26 protein-coding genes are annotated in these 24863 nt (G+C 70.6%); 16 read left to right on the forward strand and 10 right to left on the reverse strand.

Going from position 1 to position 24863, the window contains the following annotated elements; translation table 11 throughout:
- Nucleotides 1-18: 18 nt before the first annotated feature.
- The 4 genes from DPA01S_RS11280 (at nucleotide 19) to DPA01S_RS11295 (ending at nucleotide 3596) form a co-directional block, all read left to right on the forward strand.
- Complete coding sequence (locus DPA01S_RS11280) at nucleotides 19-519, forward strand: carboxymuconolactone decarboxylase family protein (RefSeq protein WP_232303111.1); 501 nt, start codon at nucleotides 19-21, stop codon at nucleotides 517-519.
- Nucleotides 516-1460 carry a sigma-70 family RNA polymerase sigma factor gene (locus tag DPA01S_RS11285; protein WP_061916313.1) on the forward strand — a complete coding sequence of 315 codons (945 nt, stop codon included), beginning with the start codon at nucleotides 516-518 and terminating at the stop codon, nucleotides 1458-1460. The genes DPA01S_RS11280 and DPA01S_RS11285 overlap by 4 nt, the downstream gene beginning before the upstream one ends.
- 86 nt (nucleotides 1461-1546) lie before the next feature.
- Complete coding sequence (locus DPA01S_RS11290; protein WP_061916317.1) at nucleotides 1547-2923, forward strand: TrkH family potassium uptake protein; 1377 nt, start codon at nucleotides 1547-1549, stop codon at nucleotides 2921-2923.
- Nucleotides 2916-3596, forward strand: coding sequence for a potassium channel family protein (locus DPA01S_RS11295; RefSeq protein WP_061916319.1), 681 nt, complete (start codon nucleotides 2916-2918; stop codon nucleotides 3594-3596). Before DPA01S_RS11290 ends, DPA01S_RS11295 begins: the two co-directional genes overlap by 8 nt.
- Nucleotides 3597-3621: 25 nt before the next feature.
- Here DPA01S_RS11295 and DPA01S_RS11300 read toward each other — a convergent pair whose 3' ends face one another.
- The 3 genes from DPA01S_RS11300 to thiM are packed head-to-tail and all read right to left on the reverse strand — an operon-like array spanning nucleotide 3622 to nucleotide 5625.
- The gene (locus tag DPA01S_RS11300) at nucleotides 3622-3972 is read right to left on the reverse strand and encodes a VOC family protein (RefSeq protein WP_007625876.1); all 351 of its coding nucleotides are present in this window, start codon (nucleotides 3970-3972) and stop codon (nucleotides 3622-3624) included.
- Between the two features lie 10 nt (nucleotides 3973-3982).
- A complete protein-coding gene (thiE, locus tag DPA01S_RS11305; RefSeq protein ID WP_061916322.1) occupies nucleotides 3983-4753 on the reverse strand; it encodes a thiamine phosphate synthase in 771 nt (256 codons plus the stop codon).
- On the reverse strand, nucleotides 4750-5625 hold the full coding sequence (gene thiM, locus DPA01S_RS11310; protein ID WP_083961691.1) for a hydroxyethylthiazole kinase: 876 nt from the start codon (nucleotides 5623-5625) through the stop codon (nucleotides 4750-4752). The genes thiE and thiM overlap by 4 nt, the downstream gene beginning before the upstream one ends.
- Nucleotides 5626-5691: 66 nt before the next feature.
- Between thiM and DPA01S_RS11315 the strand changes: the two genes are divergently transcribed.
- The 3 genes from DPA01S_RS11315 (at nucleotide 5692) to DPA01S_RS11325 (ending at nucleotide 8934) form a co-directional block, all read left to right on the forward strand.
- On the forward strand, nucleotides 5692-6717 hold the full coding sequence (locus tag DPA01S_RS11315; RefSeq protein ID WP_061916325.1) for an LLM class flavin-dependent oxidoreductase: 1026 nt from the start codon (nucleotides 5692-5694) through the stop codon (nucleotides 6715-6717).
- 136 nt (nucleotides 6718-6853) lie between these two features.
- Nucleotides 6854-8086 (forward strand): fatty acid desaturase family protein, encoded by a 1233-nt coding sequence (locus DPA01S_RS11320; protein ID WP_061916362.1) that lies wholly within the window; start codon nucleotides 6854-6856, stop codon nucleotides 8084-8086.
- Nucleotides 8087-8109: 23 nt separating this feature from the next.
- The gene (locus DPA01S_RS11325) at nucleotides 8110-8934 is read left to right on the forward strand and encodes a thioesterase family protein (protein ID WP_061916328.1); all 825 of its coding nucleotides are present in this window, start codon (nucleotides 8110-8112) and stop codon (nucleotides 8932-8934) included.
- Between the two features lie 174 nt (nucleotides 8935-9108).
- Here DPA01S_RS11325 and DPA01S_RS11330 read toward each other — a convergent pair whose 3' ends face one another.
- Nucleotides 9109-10779 (reverse strand): DEAD/DEAH box helicase, encoded by a 1671-nt coding sequence (locus DPA01S_RS11330; RefSeq protein ID WP_061916331.1) that lies wholly within the window; start codon nucleotides 10777-10779, stop codon nucleotides 9109-9111.
- Between the two features lie 239 nt (nucleotides 10780-11018).
- Between DPA01S_RS11330 and DPA01S_RS11335 the strand changes: the two genes are divergently transcribed.
- Nucleotides 11019-12629, forward strand: a complete 1611-nt coding sequence (locus tag DPA01S_RS11335; protein WP_061916334.1) for an adenylate/guanylate cyclase domain-containing protein — start codon at nucleotides 11019-11021, stop codon at nucleotides 12627-12629.
- 16 nt (nucleotides 12630-12645) lie between these two features.
- On the opposite strand, the gene DPA01S_RS11340 is transcribed toward DPA01S_RS11335, so the two are convergent.
- Nucleotides 12646-13380 carry an LmeA family phospholipid-binding protein gene (locus DPA01S_RS11340; protein WP_061916335.1) on the reverse strand — a complete coding sequence of 245 codons (735 nt, stop codon included), beginning with the start codon at nucleotides 13378-13380 and terminating at the stop codon, nucleotides 12646-12648.
- Between the two features lie 87 nt (nucleotides 13381-13467).
- Between DPA01S_RS11340 and DPA01S_RS11345 the strand changes: the two genes are divergently transcribed.
- The 3 genes from DPA01S_RS11345 (at nucleotide 13468) to DPA01S_RS11355 (ending at nucleotide 15536) form a co-directional block, all read left to right on the forward strand.
- Complete coding sequence (locus DPA01S_RS11345; RefSeq protein ID WP_061916338.1) at nucleotides 13468-14028, forward strand: type 1 glutamine amidotransferase domain-containing protein; 561 nt, start codon at nucleotides 13468-13470, stop codon at nucleotides 14026-14028.
- Between the two features lie 16 nt (nucleotides 14029-14044).
- On the forward strand, nucleotides 14045-15028 hold the full coding sequence (locus tag DPA01S_RS11350; RefSeq protein WP_061916341.1) for a glycosyltransferase: 984 nt from the start codon (nucleotides 14045-14047) through the stop codon (nucleotides 15026-15028).
- Between the two features lie 229 nt (nucleotides 15029-15257).
- Nucleotides 15258-15536, forward strand: coding sequence for a WhiB family transcriptional regulator (locus DPA01S_RS11355; protein WP_061229281.1), 279 nt, complete (start codon nucleotides 15258-15260; stop codon nucleotides 15534-15536).
- Between the two features lie 32 nt (nucleotides 15537-15568).
- Here DPA01S_RS11355 and DPA01S_RS11360 read toward each other — a convergent pair whose 3' ends face one another.
- Together DPA01S_RS11360 and DPA01S_RS11365 are read right to left on the reverse strand one after the other, a co-directional pair.
- Nucleotides 15569-16030 carry a hypothetical protein gene (locus tag DPA01S_RS11360; RefSeq protein WP_061229285.1) on the reverse strand — a complete coding sequence of 154 codons (462 nt, stop codon included), beginning with the start codon at nucleotides 16028-16030 and terminating at the stop codon, nucleotides 15569-15571.
- A 16-nt stretch (nucleotides 16031-16046) separates the two neighbouring features.
- On the reverse strand, nucleotides 16047-17285 hold the full coding sequence (locus DPA01S_RS11365) for a fatty acid desaturase family protein (RefSeq protein WP_061229280.1): 1239 nt from the start codon (nucleotides 17283-17285) through the stop codon (nucleotides 16047-16049).
- 112 nt (nucleotides 17286-17397) lie between these two features.
- Between DPA01S_RS11365 and DPA01S_RS11370 the strand changes: the two genes are divergently transcribed.
- The 4 genes from DPA01S_RS11370 to DPA01S_RS11385 all read left to right on the forward strand — a co-directional run bounded on the left by DPA01S_RS11370 (nucleotide 17398) and on the right by DPA01S_RS11385 (nucleotide 20615).
- Nucleotides 17398-18132 carry an amino acid ABC transporter ATP-binding protein gene (locus DPA01S_RS11370; protein ID WP_061229279.1) on the forward strand — a complete coding sequence of 245 codons (735 nt, stop codon included), beginning with the start codon at nucleotides 17398-17400 and terminating at the stop codon, nucleotides 18130-18132.
- Nucleotides 18133-18190: 58 nt separating this feature from the next.
- Nucleotides 18191-19012, forward strand: coding sequence for a glutamate ABC transporter substrate-binding protein (locus DPA01S_RS11375; RefSeq protein ID WP_061229278.1), 822 nt, complete (start codon nucleotides 18191-18193; stop codon nucleotides 19010-19012).
- A 113-nt stretch (nucleotides 19013-19125) separates the two neighbouring features.
- Nucleotides 19126-19788 carry an amino acid ABC transporter permease gene (locus DPA01S_RS11380; protein WP_007631535.1) on the forward strand — a complete coding sequence of 221 codons (663 nt, stop codon included), beginning with the start codon at nucleotides 19126-19128 and terminating at the stop codon, nucleotides 19786-19788.
- The gene (locus DPA01S_RS11385) at nucleotides 19785-20615 is read left to right on the forward strand and encodes an amino acid ABC transporter permease (protein WP_061916344.1); all 831 of its coding nucleotides are present in this window, start codon (nucleotides 19785-19787) and stop codon (nucleotides 20613-20615) included. Before DPA01S_RS11380 ends, DPA01S_RS11385 begins: the two co-directional genes overlap by 4 nt.
- A gap of 106 nt (nucleotides 20616-20721) precedes the next feature.
- Here the strand turns inward: DPA01S_RS11385 and DPA01S_RS11390 are convergent, their stop codons facing one another.
- The 3 genes from DPA01S_RS11390 to DPA01S_RS11400 form a co-directional block, all read right to left on the reverse strand.
- Nucleotides 20722-21498, reverse strand: coding sequence for an SDR family NAD(P)-dependent oxidoreductase (locus DPA01S_RS11390; protein WP_007631533.1), 777 nt, complete (start codon nucleotides 21496-21498; stop codon nucleotides 20722-20724).
- Between the two features lie 50 nt (nucleotides 21499-21548).
- Nucleotides 21549-21977 carry a VOC family protein gene (locus DPA01S_RS11395; protein ID WP_061229276.1) on the reverse strand — a complete coding sequence of 143 codons (429 nt, stop codon included), beginning with the start codon at nucleotides 21975-21977 and terminating at the stop codon, nucleotides 21549-21551.
- 86 nt (nucleotides 21978-22063) lie between these two features.
- Nucleotides 22064-22651, reverse strand: coding sequence for a maleylpyruvate isomerase N-terminal domain-containing protein (locus DPA01S_RS11400; RefSeq protein WP_061916347.1), 588 nt, complete (start codon nucleotides 22649-22651; stop codon nucleotides 22064-22066).
- Nucleotides 22652-22784: 133 nt separating this feature from the next.
- Between DPA01S_RS11400 and htpG the strand changes: the two genes are divergently transcribed.
- Nucleotides 22785-24818, forward strand: a complete 2034-nt coding sequence (gene htpG / locus DPA01S_RS11405; RefSeq protein ID WP_007631530.1) for a molecular chaperone HtpG — start codon at nucleotides 22785-22787, stop codon at nucleotides 24816-24818.
- Nucleotides 24819-24863 lie beyond the last annotated feature (45 nt).

The following is a 24863-nucleotide window of genomic DNA, read 5'->3' on the forward strand; positions in this document are numbered from 1 at the left end:
CTCGTGCGTCGACAAGACATGAGCACACCACAGAGCAGGAACGACCAGCGCAAGCAGGTCAGCGCAGGCGCCATGACGTCGATGCTGGCGCTCGAGGCCTATACCCGGGCCCGGGTCTCACGGGACGACAGTCACCTCGTCCGCCTGCGCGTCTCGGCGGTCAACGGCTGCCGCTACTGCGCGGCCATGCACCGCCGCGACGCCCGCAAGGACGGGTGGAGCGCCGACCGGATCGCGGCCGCCGAGGACTGGACCGCCCACGCCGACGAGTTCGCGGCGGACGAGCAGGCGGTGCTGCGGTTCGCCGACGCCGTCACCCGCATCGACGGCGAGGAGTCCGTCCCCGACGAGATCTGGGATGAGGTGGCGCGCTACCGCGGTGAGAGCGGGGCTGGACAGGTGCTGATGGACGTCGTCACCATCAACGCGTGGAACCGCATAGCGATCGCGACCCGGAAGGACCCGGGCTCGCTACGCGGGCTGATCCCGAGCGACCTCGAGCCGACGAGCCCGCGATGACCGCGGGCGTCCTCGCCGGAACGGGCGCGTCGACAGGCGAGCAGGCCGCCCCGCCCGGCGCGGCCCCGCCCGGCGCGGTCCTGCCCGACCGGGCGGCGCTCGAGCGGATCCGCGGGCAACTGCTCGGGATCGGCTACCGCATCACCGGCACCTGGGCGGACGCCGAGGACGCCGCCGACGAGGCACTGGCCCGACTCGTGGCGCTCGATCCGTCGGACGCTCCCCGCAACGCCGAGGCGTGGCTGACCACCGTCGCGACCCGCCTGTGCCTGGACCGCCTCCGTCGACGGAAGCGCGAGGACTACATCGGGGCGTGGCTGCCCGAACCCGTCGACACCGCGCTGCTGCCGGCCGAGCTGGCCGAGCAGCGGGATCAGCTGCGGATCGCGGTCCTGCTGGCGTACGAGCAGCTCGGGCCCGACGAGCGGGCCGCCTTCGTCCTGCGCGAGGCTTACGACCTGCCCTACGCCCAGATCGCCGAGGCGTTGCACGCCACCGCGCCCACGGTGCGCCAGTGGGTCAGCCGCGCGCGACACAGGCTCCAGACCGACCTGCGCCCGCCGGAGCCCGCGCCGGACGAGCTGATCGCCCGGCTCGTGGAGGCCGTGATCTCCGGCGACCTCGAGCAGACGATCGCCGTGCTCACGTCGGACGCCCGGGTCCTGTCGGATAGCAACGGCAAGGTCAACGCCGCCCGACGCGACATCGTCGGCGCCCGCAAGTGTGCGTACTTCCTGGTCAAGGCCATGGAGCTCGCCGAGGGTGCGGTCGCGCCGGTCGAGGTCAACGGAGAGCTCGCGCTGGCCGTGGTCTCGCGCGAGGTCCTGCGGGTGGTACAGGTCGGGGTGGTGGGCGGCCGAGTGGACCGCCTGTACTTCCACTGCAACCCGGACAAGCTCACGCGCCTGGCCGTTCCCGAGGGATTCGCGGCGGGCGGCTGACTCCGCCCGCCGCGCATCGCCGGTCGTCCGCCGCCTGTCCCCGGGCGCCTCCGGCGAGCGGAGAGTGCCGGGTCTACTCTCTCGACATGGTCTCGACGATCCCGGGCGTCTTGTCCTCGGGCGCACGGGCGGTCCGCGCGTTCACGTACAGCTCACCGGCCCGCTCGGCGCTGCTGGCGTTCGCCGCGGCGATCGTGGTCTTCACGGTGCTGCTGATGATGCCGTGGGCCACCGCCTCCGATGACCCGGCGTACCTGCACGACGCGGTCTTCACCGCCACCTCCGCAGTGTCCGTGACCGGCCTGACGACGGTGGACACCGCGACGCACTGGTCTCCGGCGGGTCAGGTGGTGATCCTCGCGGGCATCCAGGTCGGTGGCCTGGGGATCGTGACGATTTCGTCTCTGCTGGCCCTGTCGGTCACCAGACAGTTCGGCGTCCGCACGCGGCTCCTCGCACAGACGGGGATGTCGGCGGGCGGACTGGGGGAGGTCCGATCGCTGATCACGACGATCGTCGTGTCCTCCGCCCTGGTGGAACTGGTCATCGCGCTGGTCCTCGCACCCCGTCTCATCGCCCACCACGGATCGTTCGGGGACGGGCTCTGGCACGCCGTGTTCTATGCCGTGTCCGCGTTCAACAACGCCGGGTTCGTCCTCGACCCCGGGGGCCTGGCGCCGGTGGCGGACGATCCGGTCGTGTTCTGGGCGCTCATCTGTGCTGTGTTCCTGGGCAGCCTCGGCTTTCCCGTTCTCCTGGTGCTGTGGAAGCACCAGTGGCACCTCGGACGCTGGAATCTCCACACGCGACTCACGGTCGAGGTCAGTGTGCTCCTGATGCTCGTCGGTGCCCTGGGGTTCGCCGCGTTGGAGTGGAGCAACGGTGCGACCCTCGGCGGAGACGGCGTGGCCGACAAGCTGCAGCAGTCGGTGTTCGCCTCGGTGATGATGCGTTCCGGGGGCTTCGCCGTCATCGATCCCGTCGACACCAGGGCGTCGACCATGCTCATCGCCGACGCGTTGATGTTCGTCGGTGGCGGTTCGGTGTCGACCGCCGGCGGGGTCAAGGTCACCACCCTGGCCGTGATCTTCCTCGCGTTCCTCGCTGAAGCCCGCGGTCGGGAGGACACCACCGCCCACGGGCGGGCCCTGCCCACCTCCTCGATCCGGGTCGCCGTCTCCGTGGCCGGGATGGGGCTCACCCTGGTATCCGTGTCCGCCCTGACCTTGATGATCCTCACCGGCGAGGATCTTGGGCGGCCTCTGTTCGAGTCCATCTCCGCCTTCGCCACCTGTGGGTTGAGTTCAGGTCTCAGCGCCGAACTCGAGCCGGCGGGGGTGTACGTTCTGTCCGGGCTGATGTTCGCCGGCCGAGTCGGCATCATCACCTTCGCAACCGCACTGACCATGCGGGCCCAGCGGACCAGGTACCGCCTACCCGTAGAGAGGCCGATCATTGGCTGATCGCACCCGCCGCCAGTCCCCGGTTCTCATCGTCGGGCTGGGCAGATTCGGAATCTCCCTGGCCACACAACTCGTCGGCCAGGGACGCGAGGTCCTCGCCGTCGAACGCGACCACGGACTCGTACAGAGATACGCGGACTCCCTGACCCATGTCGTCGAGGCGGACGCCACGGACATCGAGGCGCTACAACAGCTCGGCGCCCGCGACTTCTCCACCGCCGTCGTGGGAGTGGGCACGTCGATCGAATCGTCCGTGCTGGTCGCGGTGAACCTCGTCGACCTCGGTATCAACCAGGTCTGGGCCAAGGCGATCAACCAGGCCCACGGGAAGATCCTCACCCGTATCGGCTGCCACCACGTGGTGTTCCCCGAACACGACGCCGGGGTCCGGGTCGCCCACCTCGTGGCCAATCAGATGATGGACTTCATCGAGTTCGACGAGAGCTTCGCCATCGTCAAGATGCGCCCACCGAGGGACGTCATCGGCCACTCGATCGACTACTGCCATCCCCGCAGACGGCACAAGGTCAACATCGTCGGCATCAAGACCCCGGGCGGTCCGTTCCAGTACGCGCAGCCGGAGACCATCATCGGCGCAGACGACGTCATCGTCGTCTCCGGACACGTTCGCGACCTCGAACGCTTCGCCGACTACTCCGAGCAGAAGCGGTGAGGGCTCGGCTGACGCCCCGGTCGAGCTAGCGGGCCACCCACATGGCCAGCTCGTTGCCGCCCGGCTCGCGGAAGTGGAAGCGGCAGCCACCGGGGAAGTCGATCGGCCCGAAGGTCACCGTGCCGCCGGCCCCCTCGACCCGCTGACGTGCCTCGTCGAGGTCGGCCACGCGGATCACGAGCAGCGGGGCGGGGGACTGCTCGTCGGCATCACCCTGGATGCCCACGTCCACGCCGCCTCCCATCAGGCTGGTGAACGAGGTCCCGTCGACCGTGGGCGACCAGCCGCACACGGTCTCCAGGAACTCGGCGGTCGCGGGCATGGAGGTGCTGGGGAACTCGATTGAGGTGATCTCGAGCGGCGTCCTCTTGTTCACGGTGCAGACGCTACGCGGGCTCACCTTCGGGTGGGAGTGATTTCCCGGCCTCCCATCGCGCGAGCAGCTCCGCCGCCGCAGCCCGCGGATCCGGGGCGGCCATGATCGCCGAGACCACGCAGATCCCGTCCAGCCCGGTGGCCGCCAGCTGCGCGACGGTCGCGGGCGTGACCCCGCCGATCCCGACCGCGCGAACACCGGCCGCGCCCCTGACACCGCCGCCCGAGCGGTGAGCGTGCGCGGCGCGGGCGAGACGGTCCGCCCCCTCCGGCCCGAGCGCGGCGGCGGTGTCGGTCTTGGTCGCCGTGGCCCACACCGGGCTCACCCCGATCACGTCCGGCACCGGACCCGCCAGCGCGGCGGCGAGCTGGGAATCCGACTCGATCGACAGCCCCACCATGAGGTGGTCCGGCATCGCCGCGCGAGCCCGGGCGAACGGAATGTCCCGCTGCCCGACGTGCAGGTGCAGCCCCAGCTCGCGCGCGACGTCCGCGCGATCGTTGACGAACACCGGGACGACCCGGCCCGTCTCGGTGCAGGCCCTCGCGACGGCCTCGGCGACGGCGACGGCGTGGGTGGCGAACTCGTCGTCGTCGCCCTCCTTGTCCCGGACCTGGACCACGCCCACCCCGCCGAGCACCGCCTCGTACGCGATCCCCGGCACGGCGTCGCGCCCGCCGCCGAGGTGCGGATCGGTGACCAGGTAGAGCCGCCAGTCGACGCCGGCGCCGCGGTCGCGCTGAGCCTCGCCCACGGCACGGTCGGGCCGCGCGTCGCTCACTCCGCCGTCACCGTGACCAGGCCCGCGATGTCCTCGGGGGTGAGCGTGTGGAGCGCGTCGAGCCACGCCACCGCGAAGCTGCCGGGCCCCGCGGACGTGCGGCCGGCGACCGTCCCCGCGGCCCCGGCGTGGGCGTGGGCGGCGACCACCGCGTCGTGGTCGTTGGCACCGGCCGCGCGCGCCGCCCCGAGGTAGGCCGCGGTGAGCGCGCCCAGAGCGCACCCCGTGCCGATGACTTTCTGCAGCAACGGGTGACCCGACTCGACCCACGTCGCGCGCTCGAGGCCGTCGTGATGTGTGACGACGAGGTCCCGCGGCCCCGTCACCGCCACCACCGCACCGGACCGCGCGGAGAGATCCCGGGCGGCGGGCTCCGCGGCGGCCACCTCCTCGGTCGAGTCGACGCCCCGGCCGCCCGCCCCCGTGCCGGCGAGCGCGATGGTCTCGGAGGCGTTGGCCCGGATCGCGGCCGGACCCGACTCCAGCCCCGCCGTGGACAGGCGGGTCCGCAGCACGAGCCCGCCCACCGCGACCGGGTCCAGCACCCACGGGGTCCCGGCCTCGCGGGCGGAGGAGATCGCGGCGTGCATGCCCTCGACCTGCTCGGCGGTCGGATTGCCGACGTTGACGAGCACACCCGAGGCGATCGCGGCGAAGTCGCCGGCCTCGTCGGGGTGATCGACCATCGCGGGCGCCGCGCCCGCGGCGAGCAGCACATCGGCGGTGATCTGACGGACCACCGAGTTGGTCAGGCAGTGCACGAGCGGGCCCGTCTCGCGCATGAGGGACACCAGGCGGGCGACGTCGGCGGGGCTGTCGGCGGCGCCGGCGTCGGGGCGGTCGGCGTCGGGGCGGTCAGCGGCGGTGGGCATGCCCCCAGTGTGCCCCCGCCGGACCTCGACAGGAATAGCGCGCCGGCGGCCCGGGTTGCACGGGGCATGACGTCCCCTGACACCGGTTCCCCCGGCGCCCGCGCCCTGCCCCTGTCCGTGATCGACTTCGCCACCGTCCGTCCCGGGCAGACCGTGGGGGAGGCGCTCCAGGACTCGGTGGAGCTGGCGCGCAAGGCGGAGGAGCTGGGGTACGAGCGGGTCTGGTACTCCGAGCACCACAACATGCCGTCGATCGCCTCGTCGGCGCCGGCGGTGCTCATGGCGCACATCGCCGCGCACACCTCGTCGATCCGGCTCGGCTCGGGCGGTGTGATGCTGCCCAACCACGCGCCGATCGTGATCGCCGAGCAGTTCGGCACGCTCGCCGAGCTGCACCCCGGCCGGATCGACCTCGGTCTGGGCCGCGCCCCGGGCACCGATCCGCAGACGCTGCGCGCGCTGCGCCGCGAGCCGTCCGCGGCCGAGAACTTCCCCGACGACGTGCGCGAACTGCAGGCCTTCCTCGGCGACTCCCCCTCCGACCTCGCCCGCACCCGCGGCATCGCCGCGATCCCCGGGCGCGGGACCAGGATCCCGCTGTACATTCTCGGCTCGTCGCTGTTCGGCGCACAGCTCGCCGCGGCCTACGGACTGCCGTACGCGTTCGCCTCGCACTTCGCCCCGGACGCGCTGGAGCAAGCCTCCCAGGTGTACCGCGAGCGGTTCCAGCCCAGCGAGCAGCTGTCCGAGCCCTACATGATCGCCGCCGTCAACGTGGTGGCCGACGACGACGTCGAGCGGGCCCAGCGCGAACTGCACTGGTACCGCCGCCAGCGCGTCAAGCTCATGGCCGGACGCGGGCGGGACTTCTCCGACGAGGAACTGGACATGATCATGGAGTCCGCCGGCGGGCGGCAGATCCTGCACATGATCCACTACACGGCCGTCGGAGACGGGCCCGCGGTCCGCGACTACCTCACCGACTTCGCGACGCGCGCGGGCGCCGACGAACTGATGATCGCGCCGGTGGGGTCGACGGTCGAGCGCATCCACGGATCCCTGGAAGTGTTGCGCCGCGCCTGGAGTGACTGAGGCGCACGGCCGGGGCCACTGGACGACGCGCCCGGAGTGGCTGGTGTGGTCGCGCCGCGTGCGCTTGATCACGATACGGCGCCGACCCGGCTCCGAGCCGTAGCCGCGGGTGCCGTGGCACGCCTACTGTGGGTACATGGCGATCTCCGACGTCGGCGAATACGCCCACCTGAGCCCTGACCAGATCGAGGAGCTCGGGCGGGAACTCGACGCCATCCGCGCCCGGGTCATCGAGTCGCGCGGGGAGCGTGACTACCGGTACATCCACTCCGTCATCATATTGCAGCGTGGGCTGGAGTTGGGTGCGCGCGCCCTCTTGTACCTCGGCGCGCGCAACCGCACCGTGTGGGTGCTCGGGACCGGCACGCTGGCGGTGGCCAAGATCCTCGAGAACATGGAGATCGGCCACAACGTCATGCACGGCCAGTGGGACTGGATGAACGATCCGGAGATCCACTCGACCAACTGGGAATGGGACCTCGTCGGCAGCTCCGCCGACTGGAAGCACACCCACAACCACCTGCACCACAAGTTCACCAACATCGTCGGGATGGACGACGACGTGGGGTTCGGCGTCTTGCGCGTGACCCGCGACGTGCCGTGGGAGCCGAGGTTCCTCGCCAACATGGCGGTCAACGCCGCCCTGATGGCGGGCTTCGAGTGGGGGATCGGTTTGCAGGCCGTCACCCTCAGCGACGCGTTCGACCGGGACGCCGCCCCCGAGGACCGCCGCAAGGCGCGCGCGTTCCTGCGCAAGGCCGGCCAGCAGATCCTCAAGGACTACGTCCTGTTCCCCGTGCTCGCCGGGCCGAGCGGACCCCAGGCGCTCACCGCCACCGTCACGGCCAACATCATCCGCAATGTGTGGACCAACGCCGTGATCTTCTGCGGCCACTTCCCGGACGGCGCGGAGAAGTTCACCATGACGGATGTTGAGACCGAATCGCAGGCGGAGTGGTACCTGCGGCAGATGCTCGGCAGTGCCAACCTCGACGGCGGACCGGCCATGAACCTGATGTCGGGCAACCTGTCGTTCCAGATCGAGCACCACATGTTCCCCGACCTGCCGTCCAACCGGTACTCGGAGATCTCGCTCGAGGTGCGCGACCTGTGCGCCCGCTACGACCTGCCGTACGTCTCCGGCCCGCTGTGGAAGCAGTACCTCCAGTCGTGGCGGACCATCGCGCGGCTGTCGCTGCCGGACCGCTACCTGCGCCGCACCGCCGACGACGCCCCCGAGACCCGCAGCGAGAAGATGTTCGGCCACGGCCCGCGTATGTCCGGGCTGGCCACCGCGCTGGCCGGGGTCCGGAAGGCCCGGGGCCGGGCTCGCCGCAGCCGGAGGGAGCACTCCCCGAAGGCCCGCTGAGCGGCGGTGGCAGACTATGCCGCATGTCGCTGACGAGCATGTTGGAGTCCGCCGCGCACGGTGGGACTGTCGAGGTCGAAGAGGGCTGGACGCAGGGAAGGGCCATCTATGGTGGGCTCACCGGGGCCCTGCTGCTGACCGCCATGAAGGGGAAGCTCCGCGATCTCGCGGGCAGCACCGGTAGCCCGGTGGGGGTCCCGCCGTTGCGGTCGCTCACCGTGTCGTTCGTCGGCCCCGCGGCCACCGGCCCCGTCGAGGTCGAGGCCGAGATCCTGCGTGTCGGTTCCAACGTCACCCAGTGCCAGGCGACGGTCCGGCAGTCCGACGCGATCGTCGCCACGGCGCTGGCAGCGTTCGGCAGGCATCGCGAGTCGTCGATCTCCGTGCCCCCCGCGCACCCGACGCCCGAGCTCACCGACCCGTCGACCATCGAGCCGTTCCCCTACATGAAGGATCTCACGCCGGAGTTCTACCGGCACGTCGAGCTGCGGCAGGTGAGCGGGAAGTTGCCGTTCAGCGGTGCCGAGGCGGCGGACCTGTCCGGGTGGACCTCACTGCGTGAGGCGCCGGAGCGGCTCGAGGAGGAGCACCTGGTGCTGCTGACGGACGCATGGCCGCCGGCGCCGCTCCAGATGCTCGACGGGTTCGCGCCAGGCAGCAGCCTCACGTGGACCATCGAGCTCGTCGCCGAGGTGGGGCCGGACGTCGTCCCGGCCGATGCGAACCTGGCGTATGCCGCGACGACCGATGCCGCCCGGGACGGCTACGCGCACACCCACGCGATGGTGTGGCGGCCCGACGGCGAGCTGCTCGCGATCAGCCGCCAGACGATCACCATCTTCGGCTGAGCCGTCTGCCCGGCGTACGGCAGCGCCACCTATTCGAGTGCGCGCAACCTAGCGGATCCCGCAGGTGGCGCGCACTCGAATAGGCGGTGCGTACGCCCGGCCGGGTGGATACAGCCGGACCGCCGGTCAGCGGCAGGTGAGCCGCCGCCCGACCGGCTGGGCAGACTCAGCCGTTCAGCCTGCGGAGCGGGTGGCGCGGCGGCGCTGGTCGTTGCGGGGGTTGCCGGCGGCCTGCCCGATCGACTGGCGGGCACCCGTGCTGCGCGCGCCGGAGCCCTGCGCACCTGACCGCTGCGCGCCGGAGCCATGGCCGCCGGAACGCTGAGCGCCCGAACCCTGTCGCGCAGAGCCCTGACGAGCGGAGCCCTGGGGCGCGGCCGACGGGGCGCCGCCGCTCTCGGGGCGACGACGACGAGCGCCGCCACCGCCGGAGCCCTGCTGGTCGCGGGCACCGCGCTCCGAGCCGTCGCGATCGCGACCCGCCCGGACCTGACGGTCCTGGTCGGCGCTGCGCCGGCCGTCGCCGCGGGACTGCCCGCCGCGACCCCGGCCCTGCTCGCCCTCAGCCTGCTGGCCCGCGCGCTGCCGGTTCTGACTCTGGCGATCCCGCCCACGACCGCGACGGGACTGACCGCGGACCGACTGACCCTCGACGCCATCGTCGGACGGCACGTGGGCCGGAGGCTCGGGGGCGTCGGCCAACGCGGCGGCCGCGTCCGCGCCCACGGGCAGGTCGATCTCGCCCGCGGTCACGCCGGCCGCGCGCAGCAGCGAGCGGACCTCACGGACCTGGTCCTGGGTGGCCACGGTGACGACCGTGCCGATGGCGCCGGCGCGGGCGGTGCGGCCCGAGCGGTGGACGTAGGCCTTGTGCTCGGCCGGCGGATCGGCGTGGACGACCAGCCCGACGTCGTCGACGTGGATGCCGCGGGCGGCGATGTCGGTCGCCACGAGCACGGTCGCCTCGCCGGAGGAGAACGCGTCGAGGTTCCGCACACGGGCGTTCTGCGACAGGTTGCCGTGCAGGTCCACGCTCGCCACGCCGCGGCCGGTGAGCTGCTTGGCCAGGCGCTTGGCGCCGTGCTTGGTGCGGGTGAACATGACGGTCCGCGGGTGCGCGCCGGCGAGGTCGGCGAGGGCGCGGACGCGGTCGTCGGCGTCGACGTGGAACACGTGGTGCGCGGTCGGGCCGGGCGTCGCCGAGCCGTCGTCCACCGAGTGGTCCACCGGGTCGGTGAGGAACCTGGTCACCAGCTTCTGCACGCCCGAGTCGAGGGTCGCCGAGAACAGCAGCCGCTGCGCGTCCGCCGGGGTCGCCGACAGGATGCGGGTGACGCCGGGCAGGAAACCCAGGTCGGCCATGTGGTCGGCCTCGTCGAGGACGCTGATCTCGATGGCGTCCATGCGGCAGTGCTTCTGACCCATGAGGTCCTCGAGGCGACCGGGGCAGGCCACGACGATGTCGACGCCGCGGTTCAGCGCGTCCACCTGGCGGCCCTGGGACACGCCTCCGAAGATCACGGTGGTCTTCATGCCGAGGGCGTTGGCGAGCGGCGCGAGGGTCTCGTCGATCTGACGGGCGAGCTCGCGGGTCGGGGCGAGGATGAGGCCGCGCGGCGCGTTGCGGGTGCGGCGACCGCCGGAGGCGGCCAGGCGCGCGACGAGCGGGAGGCAGAACGCGTAGGTCTTGCCGGAGCCGGTGCGGCCGCGGCCGAGCACGTCACGGCCGGACAGGGCGTCGGGCAGCGTCGCCGACTGGATGGGTGTCGGCGTGGTGATGCCCGCGTCGTTCAGGACGGCGAGCAGGGGGGAGGGAACGCCGAGATCGGCGAAAGAACGTGACAAGAGGAAGTGCTCCGAACATAGAGGATGGCGTCTTGCCCGGCGCGCTCACGGAGATCCGCATCGCCGCTGAGGCGGTGCGTCCGGTGCGCGACCACGGGATGGTCGACAGGCCGCGGCCCGAGGCAAGAGTGGTGCGGGCCGTCCTCGGACCATCCTACTCGCCGACGGACCGCGCACCCCATTCGCCGAGACAGGTGTGACGAGGACATCACGAGTGTCGGTGCGGGGTGGCACCATAGATGATCGTGCGACTCGACCTGTCCCTACTGCGCCGCCCGGAGCTCGGGTCGGTGCTGCTCGGACGGGAGCGGGAATCCGCCCGGATCCGCGCCTGGCGCGTTCGGATCCTGTTGATCCTGTCGCTACTGGGCTCCAACCTCGTGGGCGTCGCCGTCGCCGTGACGCTGATCTTCTTCGTGCTGCCCGGCCCGGCGCTGCTCTCGCGGGAGTTCCTCGTCCCCACCGTGATCGTCGTGCCCGTCTACGTGACGTTGGCGGTCATCACGGGCACGGTGTGGGTGACCCGCGCCGTCTACCGCAGGGTCCGCTGGTTCCTGGAGGGACACGAACCCACTGATCGGCAGCGCATCCGTACCCTCCGGCTGCCGGGGCGCATCACCCTCATCCAGGCGTTCCTGTGGCTGCTCGGGGCGGCCGTGGTGACCCCCGCGTACGGCGTGGTGGACCCGTCGTCGATCCCGGTCGTGGGATTCACGATCGTGTTCGCCGGCCTGGTCGTGTGCGGTGTCGCGTTCCTGCTGGCCGACTTCGGACTGCGTCCCGTCGCGGCGGTCGCGCTGTCCACCGGCCGGGCGCCGCGGGCCCGGTTCCTCGGCGCCATGACGCGGCTCCGGGTGGCATGGGCCCTGGGCAGCGGGGTCCCCGTGACAGGCCTGATCATCGTGGCGATCTACACCCTCGCGGGCCGTGCCCTGTCACTGGAACGCCTCGCCGTCGTCGTCATCGTCCTCGGTGCCACCTCACTGCTGGCCGGGTTCCTCCTCATCTCGCTGGCGACGGCCTCGATGATCGGCCCGCTGCGCAGCGTGCGGTGGGCGATGGAGGACATCACGGCCGGCACCCTGTCCCGGCGGGTGGTGGTCTACGACGGCACCGAGCTCGGCGAGCTGCAACGCGGCTTCAACCAGATGGCCGCCGGGCTCCAGGAGCGCGAGCGCCTGCGGGACCTGTTCGGGCGGCACGTGGGGCGCGACGTCGCCGAGGCCGCGGAGCTCCACGAGCCCGAACTGGGCGGGCAGAACTCGCGCGTCGGCATCGTGTTCGTGGACCTCATCGGCTCCACCGAGATGGCGGTGCGGTCCGAGGCCTCCGAAGTGGTGGACGTGCTCAACCAGTTCTTCTCCGTGGTGGTGGAGACCGTGGAGGAGTACGACGGCATCGTGGCCAGCTTCCTGGGGGACGCCGCGCTCGTGGTGTTCGGGGCACCGCGGTCGATGGCGGACCCGGCCACCGCGACCCTGGCGTGTGCGCGCGTGCTGGGGCGGCGGCTGCAGGAGCGGGTGCCCGACTGCCGCGCCGGCATCGGGGCGTCGTTCGGTGACGTGGTGGCCGGGTACGTCGGCTCGGACGACCGCTTCGAGTACACGGTGATCGGCGACGCGGTGAACGAGGCCGCGCGCCTGTGCGAACTGGCCAAGGACCGGCCGGGGCGCGTCCTGGCCTCGGGCGTGGCGACCGATGCCGCCGCGGAGGTCGAGCGCGGCCGCTGGGACGAGGTGGGATCACAGGTCGTGCGGGGGCGGAACGAACCGACCCGGCTGTGCGCGCCGGCCGACACGACGGACACGGCGGACCCGACGGACACCGCGGATGGCGCGCACAGTCGCTAGCACGGCGCCCCTGCTGCTACTGCAGGACGACGTCCCGCCCACCGAGCGCGACCTCGAGGCCCTCCGGCACCACGCGGGCGCCCTCGATCACCACGCCGTCGGGCAGCGAGGCGACGGTCGAGTCGACGGTGCCCGTGATGCCCGAGAACAGGCCGGACGGCAGTTCGAACCCGAGGAGCGAGGTCTGCTGAGGCGTGAGGGTCAGCTGACCGTCGGTCACGCCGGGGACGACGCCGACCTCCGCGATCCCGCCGATGTCCGCGCGCAGCAATCCGGCGGCGGCATCCGGCCGCACCGAGCGGACCTCGGTCAGGCCCGCCACGGGTGAGCCCTCCGCCGGGTTGCCCTGCGCGGCGGCGGCCGCGAGCTGCTCGCCGCTGAGAACCGCGATGCCGTCGGCGGTGTCCGCGCGGATCCCGCCGTCGACCAGCCGGACGGAGTGGCCGGTCACGTCGATGCGCGGGACGGTCGCGTTGCCGGGAGAGGTCAGCCGGACCGTCCCCACGGATTGCGTCGTGGCCAGGTCCCACAGCACGGGAGTGCTGCCGAACCCCACCGACACCGGCGCGTCGATCCGGGCGGACGCGTCGCTCTCGGCCCGGTCGGACAGGTACCAGCGGGCCCCGAACTCCGCGGCCACCACCAGCCCCACGAGGAGCAGGAGCAGTAAGAACAGCGAGCACCCGCACCCGCGTCCGCGTCGCCCGCCACCGCGACGTCGGTTGGCGGCCGTCCGATCTCGTCGTCCCATGGGGGTATGGTGCCGGACCCGCGTCACGCGGTCCACCGTCTCCGGGACCGGTTGCGAGGAGAGGCGTCCGCCCTCACGATCGGGGGCATGACCGAGACACACGATGCACGAACCGACATCCGCACCGTCGCTTTTCTCGTGGCCTCCGAGGGCATCGAGCGCGTCGAACTCACCGAGCCGTGGGGTGCCGTCTCCGGGGCGGGGCACACGCCGGTGCTCGTGAGCACCGAGGGCGGCGAGGTCGGGCTGGTCGACCACCTCGACCCGGCCGGTACGCACGCCGTCGACCGGATCAGCGCCGACACCTCGGCCGCCGACATCGACGTGCTCGTCCTGCCCGGCGGCGTCGCCAACCCGGACGCGCTGCGGCAGGACTCCCACGCCGTGAACCTGGTGCGCGAGATGGTCGAGGCGGGCAAGCCCGTGTTCGCCATCTGCCACGCCCCGTGGGTGCTCGTCGAGGCCGACGTGGTCCGCGGCCGCCGGATCACCTCCTACCCGAGCCTGCGGACAGACCTGGTCAACGCGGGCGCGGAGTGGGTCGACGAGGAACTCGTCAGTGATGGCGGGATCACGACCAGCCGTCGGCCCGACGACCTGCCCGCCTTCTGCGACGCGCTCCTCGAGGCACTTCGCGGAGACGTCTGAGGAGGACGTTGTAGCGATGATCGGCGTCTACGTTCACAACCGTGGGCGCGGGCATCTGCACCGGGTGCTGCCGGTCGTCGCGGCTCTGAGGGAACGGGGCGAGGAGGTCACGCTGCTCGTGACCGGGCCGTTCGACCACAACCTCCGCCCGCCCGGGGCCGGGGTGGTGCACCTGCCGGTCGACGGGGTCGCGGCCGAGGGCGTCGCGGTCGCCGCCCGCCGGAGTGCGGTGGCGTGGATCGACCGCGCCAGACCGCGGGCGTTCTGGGTCGACTCGTCACCGGGGATGTCGCTGGCCGCGGGCATGGCCGGCGCCCCGATGGTGAGCACACTGCCGCCCGGGTTGCGGGACGACGAACCGCACCGGCTCCGCTGCCGTGCCGCCGAGAAACTCATCGCGGCCTGGCCGCCCGGTGCGCACCGCGAGGCCGTCGCGAAGGCGGGACGTGCGGTGTACGAGATCGGCGGGATCTCCCGCTTCGAGCATCGCGAGCCCGAGCCGCGCGAGCTGCGCCGTCGCCCCCGCGTGGTCCACCTCAACGGATCCACCGAATTCTGGGACCACCGGTTCTGGCGCGCGGTCCGCACGACCGCCGGCGAGCTGGGCGTCACGGAATGGACGGAGCTGGGTGGGCCGGACGGGGCGTGGCACGACGACCCGTGGTCCGAGTTGTGCTCTGCGGACGTCGTGGTCACCGGGGCGGGCCAGACGTCCGTCGCCGACGCGGCCTGTGCGGACGTCCCGCTCGTGGTGGTCCCGGGAAAGCACGATCACGGCGAGCACGAGGCCACCGCCGAGGCGCTGGCCGCGCTGCCCGGCACGTCGGTGATGAGGTACGGAGACGGACCCACGGCGGTCGCGTACGCGGTGCGCGAGCAGGTGGACCGCGCTCTGAACGGCGAAGTCGGGGGCATCCGGAAGTGGTGGGGGGTGGACGGTGCGGCGTCGCGCGCCGCGGAGGTCATCCGGTCGACGACGAGGGCGACGGTTCGCCATTGACCGCCCCGGCCCGGACGGCCGAAATGTGAGTAGTAGACAACTTCTCACCTGTAGTGGATTCTGCTGCAAAAGCGCTGCGCAACCCGTTGACACGAACATATACCTCTCGGTATGTGAGTTCACTCCGCGCACGGCGAGGCGGATCACTGACAGGATGGGTGCAGAGCGCTGCCGACCGAGCTTTCAGGGCCTAACACGGGCACGTCGGAACGGCGGGAACGGAGGCCACATGCCCAGATACAAGAACCTCGAACCCATGGCGGCTTTCTGGTCGTGGCGCGACGGTGCGGCGTGCATCGGCCACGAGGACCTGTTCTACAGCCTCGAGGAGGAGTCGAAGGGCGCGCGGCGGAAGAAGGAGGACCAGGCAAAAGCGGTGTGTGCCACCTGCCCGGTCTTCGACACCTGCCGGACGTTCGCCCTTGAGACCAAGGAGTTGTACGGCGTATGGGGCGGCCTCACCGAGGCCGAAAGGCATCGGATCGCCGGCCGCCACCGCACCGGCTGACCCCGTGATCCGCGCGAGCGATCGTGCGGATCCTAATTTGGATCCCCAGGGGTCGCCTCGTGTCCGGGGCGGCCCTTCGTCCTGTTGGCCTCTTTCATCTCCGCCTCGTGGACGTGTCGGCGGCCGCCGGTGAGCTCCTCGCGCACCGCGCGGTCGACCTCGCGCGCGGTGGACCAGAAGCCGTCGTCGAACTCCTCCACCATCTGGAACGTCCACCGGCCGTGGAGGACGTTGACCCCCACGACCTCGGATCGGATCCGTTCGGCGAGTTCCGTGCGACCGATCTCGTCGAGCTTGTCGGCGGCCTCCTGGAGGAGGATGTCCGCTCGCCCGATGAGCTGGTGCAGGTCGTACAGCCGACCGCGGGCCCGCTCGATGTACTCCAGTGCCTCGCTCACGCTGCCGGCCGCCTCGACCTCGGCGTCGGTCGCGCCCTCGGGTCGACGGTGCGTCTCGTCGACGCTCGGGGTGCGGTTGTCGTCTCCGGATGCCACGTCGTCTCCCGCCACGTCAGACCGTCCGGGTGATGCGCTGCAGCTGCCGCGGGTTCGTGTGGTGTTTGAGTGCGGTGACCAGGCCCGCACGCCGACCGTCGCGGGTCTCGTACGTCCTCGGCTCGCCGGCGAACATCTTCTCCGACCGCGTCTCCGGCGCGTCGTCGGCCGTGGCCTTGAGGAACCGGTTCGGCAGCGACAGCTTGGCGATGGTGCGCCACGACTGCCAGTACTGCTTGTACAGCGGGCCGGTGGTGTACGGCAGATCCCAGCGGCGGCAGACGTCCTGCACCTTCTCGGCGACCTCGGCGTACCGGTTGGACGGGATCGTGGGGAACAGGTGGTGCTCGATCTGGAACGACAGGTTGCCGGACATGAAGTGCATGAGCTTGCTGCCGGTGAAGTTGGCCGAGCCCAGCATCTGGCGCAGGTACCACTGCGCCTGGGTCTCGTTCTCCAGGTCCTCCAGGGTGAACTTGTCGGCCCCGTCCGGGAAGTGACCGCAGAAGATCACGGCGTTCGACCACAGGTTGCGGATGACGTTGGCGGTCATGTTCGCGGTCATGGTGGTCTTCCAGTTGGGGCCCGACAGCAGCGGGAACCACACGTAGTCCTTGCCCACCTGGCGGCGGGCCTTCCGCAGGAACTGCCCGATCCGCTTCTTCTGCTCGTCCCACCCCGAGGAGTTGATGGTCCCCGGTGCAATCTCGAGGTGCTGGACGCCCACGCCCCACTGGAACGCGAACGCGAGCATCGTGTTCCAGACCAGGTTGAGCGAGTTGGGCGGGTGCCACGGCTGGTCGCGCGTCACCCGCACCACGCCGTACCCGACGTCGTCGTCCATGCCGACGATGTTGGTGTACTTGTGGTGGTGGTAGTTGTGCGTGGCCTTCCAGTGCTCGGACGTGCCGACGATGTCCCACTCCCAGGAGCTGGAGTGGATGACCGGGTCGTTCATCCAGTCCCACTGCCCGTGCATCACGTTGTGCCCGAGCTCCATGTTCTCGATGATCTTCCCGGCGGCGAGCAACCCGGTGCCGAGCGCCCACGCGGGCCGGTACCCGGAGAAGAGCAGGACGACTCGGCCGCCGGCCACGAGGCCGCGCTGCAGTCTGATCGTGTTCTGCACGTATCGGCGGTCGCGGTCGCCGAGGGAGTCCACGACGTCCTGGCGGATCGCCTCGAGTTCCTCGCCGATGGCTTCTACGTCGTCGGCGGTGAGATGGGCGTATTCCCTGACAGCTGATATCGCCATGTAACGACGGTACGCACCGCTGCACGCCATGTCGACCGGTTCGCGGTGCGCGTAGCGGACACGTCCGCGGTCTTGGGGCGGTGAGGCCTTTCGGAGCCCTATAGTTCCTCACATGGCTCTCGTCGAGATCTCAGGCGTCAATAAGCACTTCGGTGACTTCCACGCGCTCAAGGACATCAACCTGTCCATCGAGCAGGGGGAGGTCGTCGTGGTGATCGGGCCGTCCGGCTCCGGTAAGTCGACGCTGTGCCGCACCATCAACCGGCTCGAGACCTTCGAGTCCGGCTCCATCACGATCGACGGCAAGCCGCTGCCCGAGGAGGGTAAGGCGCTCGCCAAGCTGCGCGCCGACGTGGGGATGGTCTTCCAGTCCTTCAATCTTTTCGCCCACAAGACGATCTTGGAGAACGTCACCCTGGGGCCGATCAAGGTCCGTAAGCAGAGCAAGGCGGAGGCGGAGAAACGGGCCATGGAGCTGCTCACCCGCGTCGGGGTCGAGCACCAGGCGGCCAAGTACCCGGCGCAGCTGTCGGGTGGCCAGCAGCAGCGCGTGGCGATCGCCCGGTCGCTGGCCATGGACCCCAAGGTCATGCTCTTCGACGAGCCGACCTCCGCCCTCGACCCCGAGATGATCAACGAGGTCCTCGACGTGATGACCGGCCTGGCCAAGACCGGCATGACGATGGTCGTGGTGACCCACGAGATGGGCTTCGCGCGCAAGGCCGCCGACCGCGTGATCTTCATGGCGGACGGCGAGCTGGTCGAGCAGGCCACACCCGAGGAGTTCTTCACCAATCCGCAGAGCGCCCGGGCCAAGGACTTCCTGTCCAAGATCCTCTCCAACTAGAAGGGCCCGTCCGCGGACCCGTTCAGGACCCATCCACCCCACCCCACAAGGAGTACTCATGAACATCCGACGGATCGGAGCGGCCGCGGCGGCCGTCTCCCTGGCGCTCGGGCTGAGCGCGTGCGGCAGCGATGACGGCGGCGACGGCGGGAACCAGCTCAAGGTCGGCATCAAGTTCGACCAGCCGGGCCTCGGCCTCAAGGAGGGCAACGAGTACACCGGCTTCGACGTCGACGTCGCCCGCTACATCGCCGAGAAGCTCGGCACCGCCGAGGACGACATCGAGTGGATCCAGGCGCCGAGCGCCCAGCGCGAGACGCTGCTGGAGACCGGCCAGGTCGACATGATCGTGGCCACGTACTCCATCACCGACTCCCGCAAGGAGAAGGTCGGATTCGCCGGACCGTACTTCATCGCCGGCCAGGACCTGCTGGTCCGCGCCGACGACGACTCGATCACCGGGCCGGACTCCCTCGACGGCAAGCGCCTGTGCTCGGTCACCGGCTCGACCTCGGCGCAGACCGTCAAGGAGCAAGTGCCGGGCGTCAACCTTCAGGAGTTCGGCACCTACTCCGAGTGCGTCTCCGCGCTGGTGTCCAACGCGGTCGACGCCCTGACCACGGACGACACGATCCTCGCGGGCTACGCTTCCCAGGACCAGTACCAGGGCCAGCTCAAGGTGGTCGGCGCGCCGTTCACCGAGGAGCGCTACGGCGTGGGCATCGCCAAGGGCGACACGGAGAAGTGCGAGCAGATCAACGAGGCCATCCGCGAGATGATCTCGGACGGTAGCTGGGACACCGCGGTCGAGGAGAACCTCGGCGCCGCCGGCTTCACCCCGGGCGAGGGCAACCCGCCCGAGCCGGACGCCTGCGCTTGATCTGAATCGATCCCTGCCGGCCGGGTCGACACCCGACCCGGCCGGCCCCGCCACCTCCGCGCCGCCGCCCACCGGGGCGCGGAGGTCCGGCACCCCATCACGGAAGGTGGACCATGGGCGACATCTTCGCCGACTATGACGTCCTCGGAGCGGTCTGGGTGACCATCCAGCTTTCGATCCTGGGCAGCATCGGCGCCCTGATCCTGGGAACGCTCGTGGCCGTCCTGCGCGTGTCCCCGGTGGCGGTGCTGCGCGGCCTGGGGACCTCGTACGTCAACACGTTCCGGAACCTGCCGCTGACGCTGCTGATGGTCTTCAGCATCCTGGGCCTGTCCTTCATCCTGCAACTGTCGGTCTCCGACGACTTCGCGCGCAACGCGTTCTGGTGGGCGGCGATCATGCTGGCCGTCTACCACGCGGCCTACATCTGTGAGGCCCTGCGCTCGGGCGTCAACACGGTGCCGGTGGGGCAGGCGGAGGCGGCCCGCTCGATCGGCCTGGGGTTCGGACAGTCCCTGCGCGAGGTGATCCTCCCGCAGGCGTTCCGCGGCGCGATCGCCCCGCTCGGCTCGGTCATCATCGCGCTCATCAAGAACTCCACCGTCGCGGCCGTGATCGGCGTCGGTGACTCGGCGGGGCTGCTGCAGGTGATCACGGAGAACGAGGGCGCGAGCCTGCCGACGTTCTTCTTCTTCGCTATGGTCTTCGTGATCCTCACCCTCCCGATCGGGCTGTGGACCACCTCCCTCTCCCGGAAGCTGGCGGTGAAGCGATGAGCACCCAGGCCGTCCTGTTCGACGCGCCCGGTCCCAAGGCCAGGCTGCGTCACCGTGTCCTCACGGTGGTGGGCGCGATCCTCGCGCTGGGCATCGCGTACATCGTCTTCCTGCAATTCCAGAAGGCCGGTCAGCTCAAGGCCTTCATGTGGGAGCCCTTCGTCACCGACCCCGAGGTGTGGACGTCGTACCTCATCCCCGGGCTCAAGGGGACGTTCACCGCGGCCGGGATCTCGATCGTGCTCGCGGTGGTGTTCGGGCTGCTGTTCGGCATGGGCCGACTCTCGCCGTTCGCCCCTCTGCGGTGGTTCTGCAGTGTGATCGTCGAGTTCTTCCGCGCCGTGCCGGTGCTTCTGATGATGGTGTTCGCCTACTTCGGGTACTTCGCCACGTCCGACCTCGTGCCCAACCAGCACGCGCCGCTCGCCGCCGTCGTCACCGCTCTCACGCTCTACAACGGGGCTGTCATCGCCGAGCTCGTCCGTTCGGGCGTCCACGGTCTGCCCAAGGGGCAGTCCGAGGCGGGACTGTCGGTGGGCCTCACCTCCGGGCAGGTGCTGCGGTCGATCCAGCTCCCCCAGGCCCTCACAGCGATGCTCCCGGCCCTTGTCGGCCAACTCGTCGTCGTCCTCAAGGACTCCGCGCTGGGTTACGGCATCACCTACCTCGAGCTGCTCAACTGGTCCAAGACGCTCGGCTCGGCGTACGCCAACACGGTCCCCGCGTACATCGTGGCGGGCATCCTGTTCATCGTCATCAACTACTCGCTGACCAAGCTCGCCGTGTACCTCGAGGGTCGGATGAAGAAGCGCCGCGCCAGGGCCTGACCGCCGCGACACTTCCCGTTCCGCCTACGGGCCCGGGACTGCGAAGAGGGGCCCCGCCGGATCCGATCCGGCGGGGCCCCTCTCGTCGTGTGCTGACCGGGTCAGATCACTTCGGTGGCATCCGGATGCCACCGTCGACGCGGATGGTCTCCGCGTTCATGTACGGGTTGGTGAGCAGCTCCATGACCATGGACGCCAGCTCGTCCCCGGAGCCGAGACGCTTGGGGTGAAGGACGCTCTCGCCGAGCTTGGCCTTGAACGCCTCCGACTCCGGACCCTCGCCGTAGATCGGGGTGTCGATGAGGCCCGGCGCCACGGTGTTGAGGCGGATGCCGGCGGCCGACAGGTCGCGGGCGACCGGGAGGGTCATGCCGACGATGCCGCCCTTGGACGCGGAGTACGCGGCCTGGCCTATCTGGCCGTCGAACGCCGCGACGGACGCCATGTTGACGATCGCGCCCCGCTGCCCGTCCTCGTCGGCCTCCTGGGTGCTCATCTTGGTGGCGGCCAGGCGCAGCATGTCGAACGAGCCGATGAGGTTGATGTCGATGACCTTGCGAAACGCGTTGAGATCGAAGGCCGACGAGTACTCGCCGTCGCGACCGATCGTGCGCTGTGCCCACCCGATGCCGGCGGAGTTGACGAGGTAGCGCAGCGGGCCCAGCTCGAGCGCGGCGGCGACGGCCTTCTCGTTGTCCTCGGTCTTGGTCACGTCCACGGCGACGAACGTGCCGCCGACCTCGTTCGCCAGGGCCTCACCCTTCTCCGCGTTGAGGTCGGCGACGACCACCTTGGCGCCCTTGGTGGCGAGTTGACGGACGACGGCGGCGCCGATTCCCGACGCACCGCCCGTGACGATGGCACTTGCTCCAGAGATCTCCATACGAGCACCGTAACAAGCACGGGCGATGGATACGGGTGTCTTCCTCCGGGTTACTCGCCGGTGCCGGGGACCACGACGTCCCAGCGGATGCCGAACCGGTCGTGGACCTGCCCGTACCGGTCACCCCACGGCGCGATCTCGAAGGGCATCGCCATCTGACCCCCGCTGCCGGTGACCTTGTCGAGGAAGGCACGGGCCTCGTCCTCGGTGTCGAAGCCGAGGAGGAAGGAGTAGACGTCATTTCTCAGCTGCGGCAGGGACTCGCCCATGGCGTCGCCGCCGGTGAGGGTGATCCCCGGCGCCTCGAGGGTGGCGTGGGCGACCGAGCCGTGCGGCGGGTCGAACGGGAAGTCGTCCGTGGACGGGAACTGGTCGTAGGTCATCAGGCTGAGCTCCCCGCCGAAGAGCTCGTGGTAGTACGGGAACGCCTCGGAGGCGTTGCCGGGGAAGGAGATGTACGGGGCGCAGGACATGGACATCTACCGCGGTCTCTCGTCGTGGGCGCCCGCCTGCCGGTGCCGCCCGGTAGCGATAACGCTAGACCTCCGGCGTGGTCGACGGCACGTTAAATCGAGTCGCCGTTGGTCCGGCGGCCGGACAGCGCGAGGAGCCGGGTGCGCGCATCGGCCCCGATCGGGACCGGAAACGCGTCGGCGAGCACGTCGAAGGACCGCATCAGCTCGACCACGTCCCGTGCGTGGGCGAGGGTCCACGCGGCGAGCTCCCCGGTGTCCTCCGACCCCCAGGAGGCGGGGTCGAGGTCGTGGGCGTGGACGAGCAGTTCGAACACGCGAAGCGCGAGGAGATCGCGGACGGGGATCTCGGCCAACCGGTGCGGGACGGGGGCGTCAGCGTCGCGAGACCGGGCGAGTTCCTTACGCAGGCCGGCCGAGGTCCGGTACAGCGCGGGGACCGGCTTGTCGCCGGCGTGGTCGGCGGTCCGGGTCCAGCCGATCTCCGACTCCGGTAGCCGCGGGAAGTAGGCGGCGTACCGCAGCCCGCCGCCCAGGACGTGGTTGGCGAGGTCGCGCCGGGACCAGCCGGGGCAGGCCGCGCAGTCGCCGTCGAGCGGTGAGGCGAGCGCGCGCGCGAACACCTTCGTCGACCGGTCGAGGACGTCCAGGTCCTCCGGGGGCAGTGGCGACGGGGTCACGGGCGGCACCTCACCTCAGGGAATGTCAGAGCTCCACACTAGGTTGGTCCTGACGGCGAGAACAGAGTGTATGTGGTGAGCGCGCCCGCCTCTCGCCCCCGTGCGACGTGACGAGAAAGGACCGATACCCGACATGAGCCCGCAGACCTCCGGTGCCGCCGAGACCCGGGAGTTCCAGGCCGAGACCCGGCAGCTGCTGGATCTGATGATCCACTCGATCTACTCGAATCCGGACACCTTCCTTCGCGAGGTCATCTCCAACTCCTCCGACGCGCTGGACAAACTCCGCCTGGCCGCGCTGCAGGACTCCTCGCTCGGGGTCGACACCTCGGACCTGCACATCGAGTTGGTCCCGGACGCGGCGGCCCGCACGCTGACCATCCGGGACAACGGCATCGGCATGTCCCGCGACGAGGTGGTGGACCTGATCGGCACGCTCGCCAAGTCGGGCACCGGGCAGATGCGGGAGGCGCTCGCCGCCGCCCGCGCCGCGCAGGAGTCGGGCGAGGTATCGGAGCAGGCCACCGCGGACCTCATCGGCCAGTTCGGCATCGGCTTCTACTCCACGTTCATGGTGGCCGACACGGTCACGCTCATCACCCGTAAGGCCGGGGAGAGCGTTGGTACGCGCTGGACGTCGAGCGGTGAGGACACCTACACGATCGAGGAGGCCCCGGACGCCCCGCAGGGCACGTCGGTCATCCTGCAGCTCAAGCCCGCCGGCGGGGACGCGGCCCTGCCGGACTACACCGAGGAACACACGCTGCGCCGCGTGGTGCGCACCTACTCGGACTTCATCGCCTGGCCCATCCGGATGGACGTCGAGCGCCCGGCGCCGGAGCCGGAGGAGGGCGCGGCCGACGGGGAGTCCGGCGACGCCCCGGCCGGCGGCACGATCACCGAGACCGTCACCCTGAACTCGCAGAAGGCGCTGTGGACCCGGCCGAAGTCGGAGGTCACCGACGAGGAGTACGCCGAGTTCTACCGCCACATCTCGCACGCGTGGGACGAGCCGCTGGAGACCATCACCCTCAAGGCCGAGGGCACGTTCGAGTACCAGGCGCTGCTGTTCCTGCCCACGCAGGTGCCGTTCGACCTGTTCTCCCCGGACACCAAGCGGGGCGTGCAGCTCTACGTCCGCCGGGTCTTCATCATGGACGACTGCGAGGAGCTGGTCCCGCCGTTCCTCCGCTTCGTCAAGGGCATCGTCGACGCCCAGGACCTGTCGCTCAACGTCTCGCGCGAGATCCTGCAGCAGGACCGTCAGATCCGGGCGATCCGCAAGCGTCTGGTCAAGCGGGTGCTGCAGACCATCGAGCAGCTCCGCAACGACCGGCCGGAGGAGTTCCGCAGCTTCTGGGCCAACTTCGGCGCGGTCCTCAAGGAGGGCCTGATCTCCGATGTCGACGCCCGCGAGCAGCTGCTCGCCGTGAGCACCTTCGCGTCCACCCGGCCCGCCACCGCGTCGGAGAAGGCGCCGGAGGGCGAGGGCGAGAAGACCGGGGACGACGACGAGGTTGGCACCACCATCGCCGAGTACATCTCCCGTATGGCGGACGGGCAGGAGGAGATCTACTACCTCACCGGCACGTCCCGCGCGGCGGTGGAGAACTCCCCGCACCTGGAGGCGTTCCGTGCCCGTGGCGTCGAGGTCCTCATCCTCACCGACCCGGTGGACGAGGTGTGGGTGGACGCGGTCGGCGAGGTCGACGGCAAGCGGCTGCGGTCTGTGGCCAAGGGCGACGTGGACCTGTCCGGCATCGGCGCGGAGGCCGAGGAGGGCAAGGACGAGCCCGACGCCGCCGAGTACGCCGACCTGCTCACCTGGCTGGGCGAGGAGCTGTCCGACGAGGTCAAGCAGGTGCGCCTGTCGCATCGCCTCACCGAGTCGGCGGCGTGCATGGTCGGTGACGAGTTCGACATGACCCCGCAGCTGGAGGCCATGTACCGCGCCTCGGGTATGGAACTGCCCGTCAGCAAGCGGATCCTCGAGCTCAACCCCACGCACCCGCTGGTCGAGCGCCTGCGCGCCCGGCACGCCGAGGATCCCTCGGCGCCCGAGCTCAAGGACACCGCGCGGCTCATCGCCGGTGCCGCCGTCCTCGCCGAGGGCGGCACGCTGTCCGACCCGGCCGCGTTCGCCAAGCTGCTGGTCGACCGCATCTGACGGGCCGGTCCCGACCATCGACTACGCCGCCCCGCGGGACCCCGA

The sequence above is a fragment of the Dietzia papillomatosis NBRC 105045 genome (assembly GCF_001570845.1).
GTDB lineage: Bacteria > Actinomycetota > Actinomycetes > Mycobacteriales > Mycobacteriaceae > Dietzia > Dietzia cinnamea.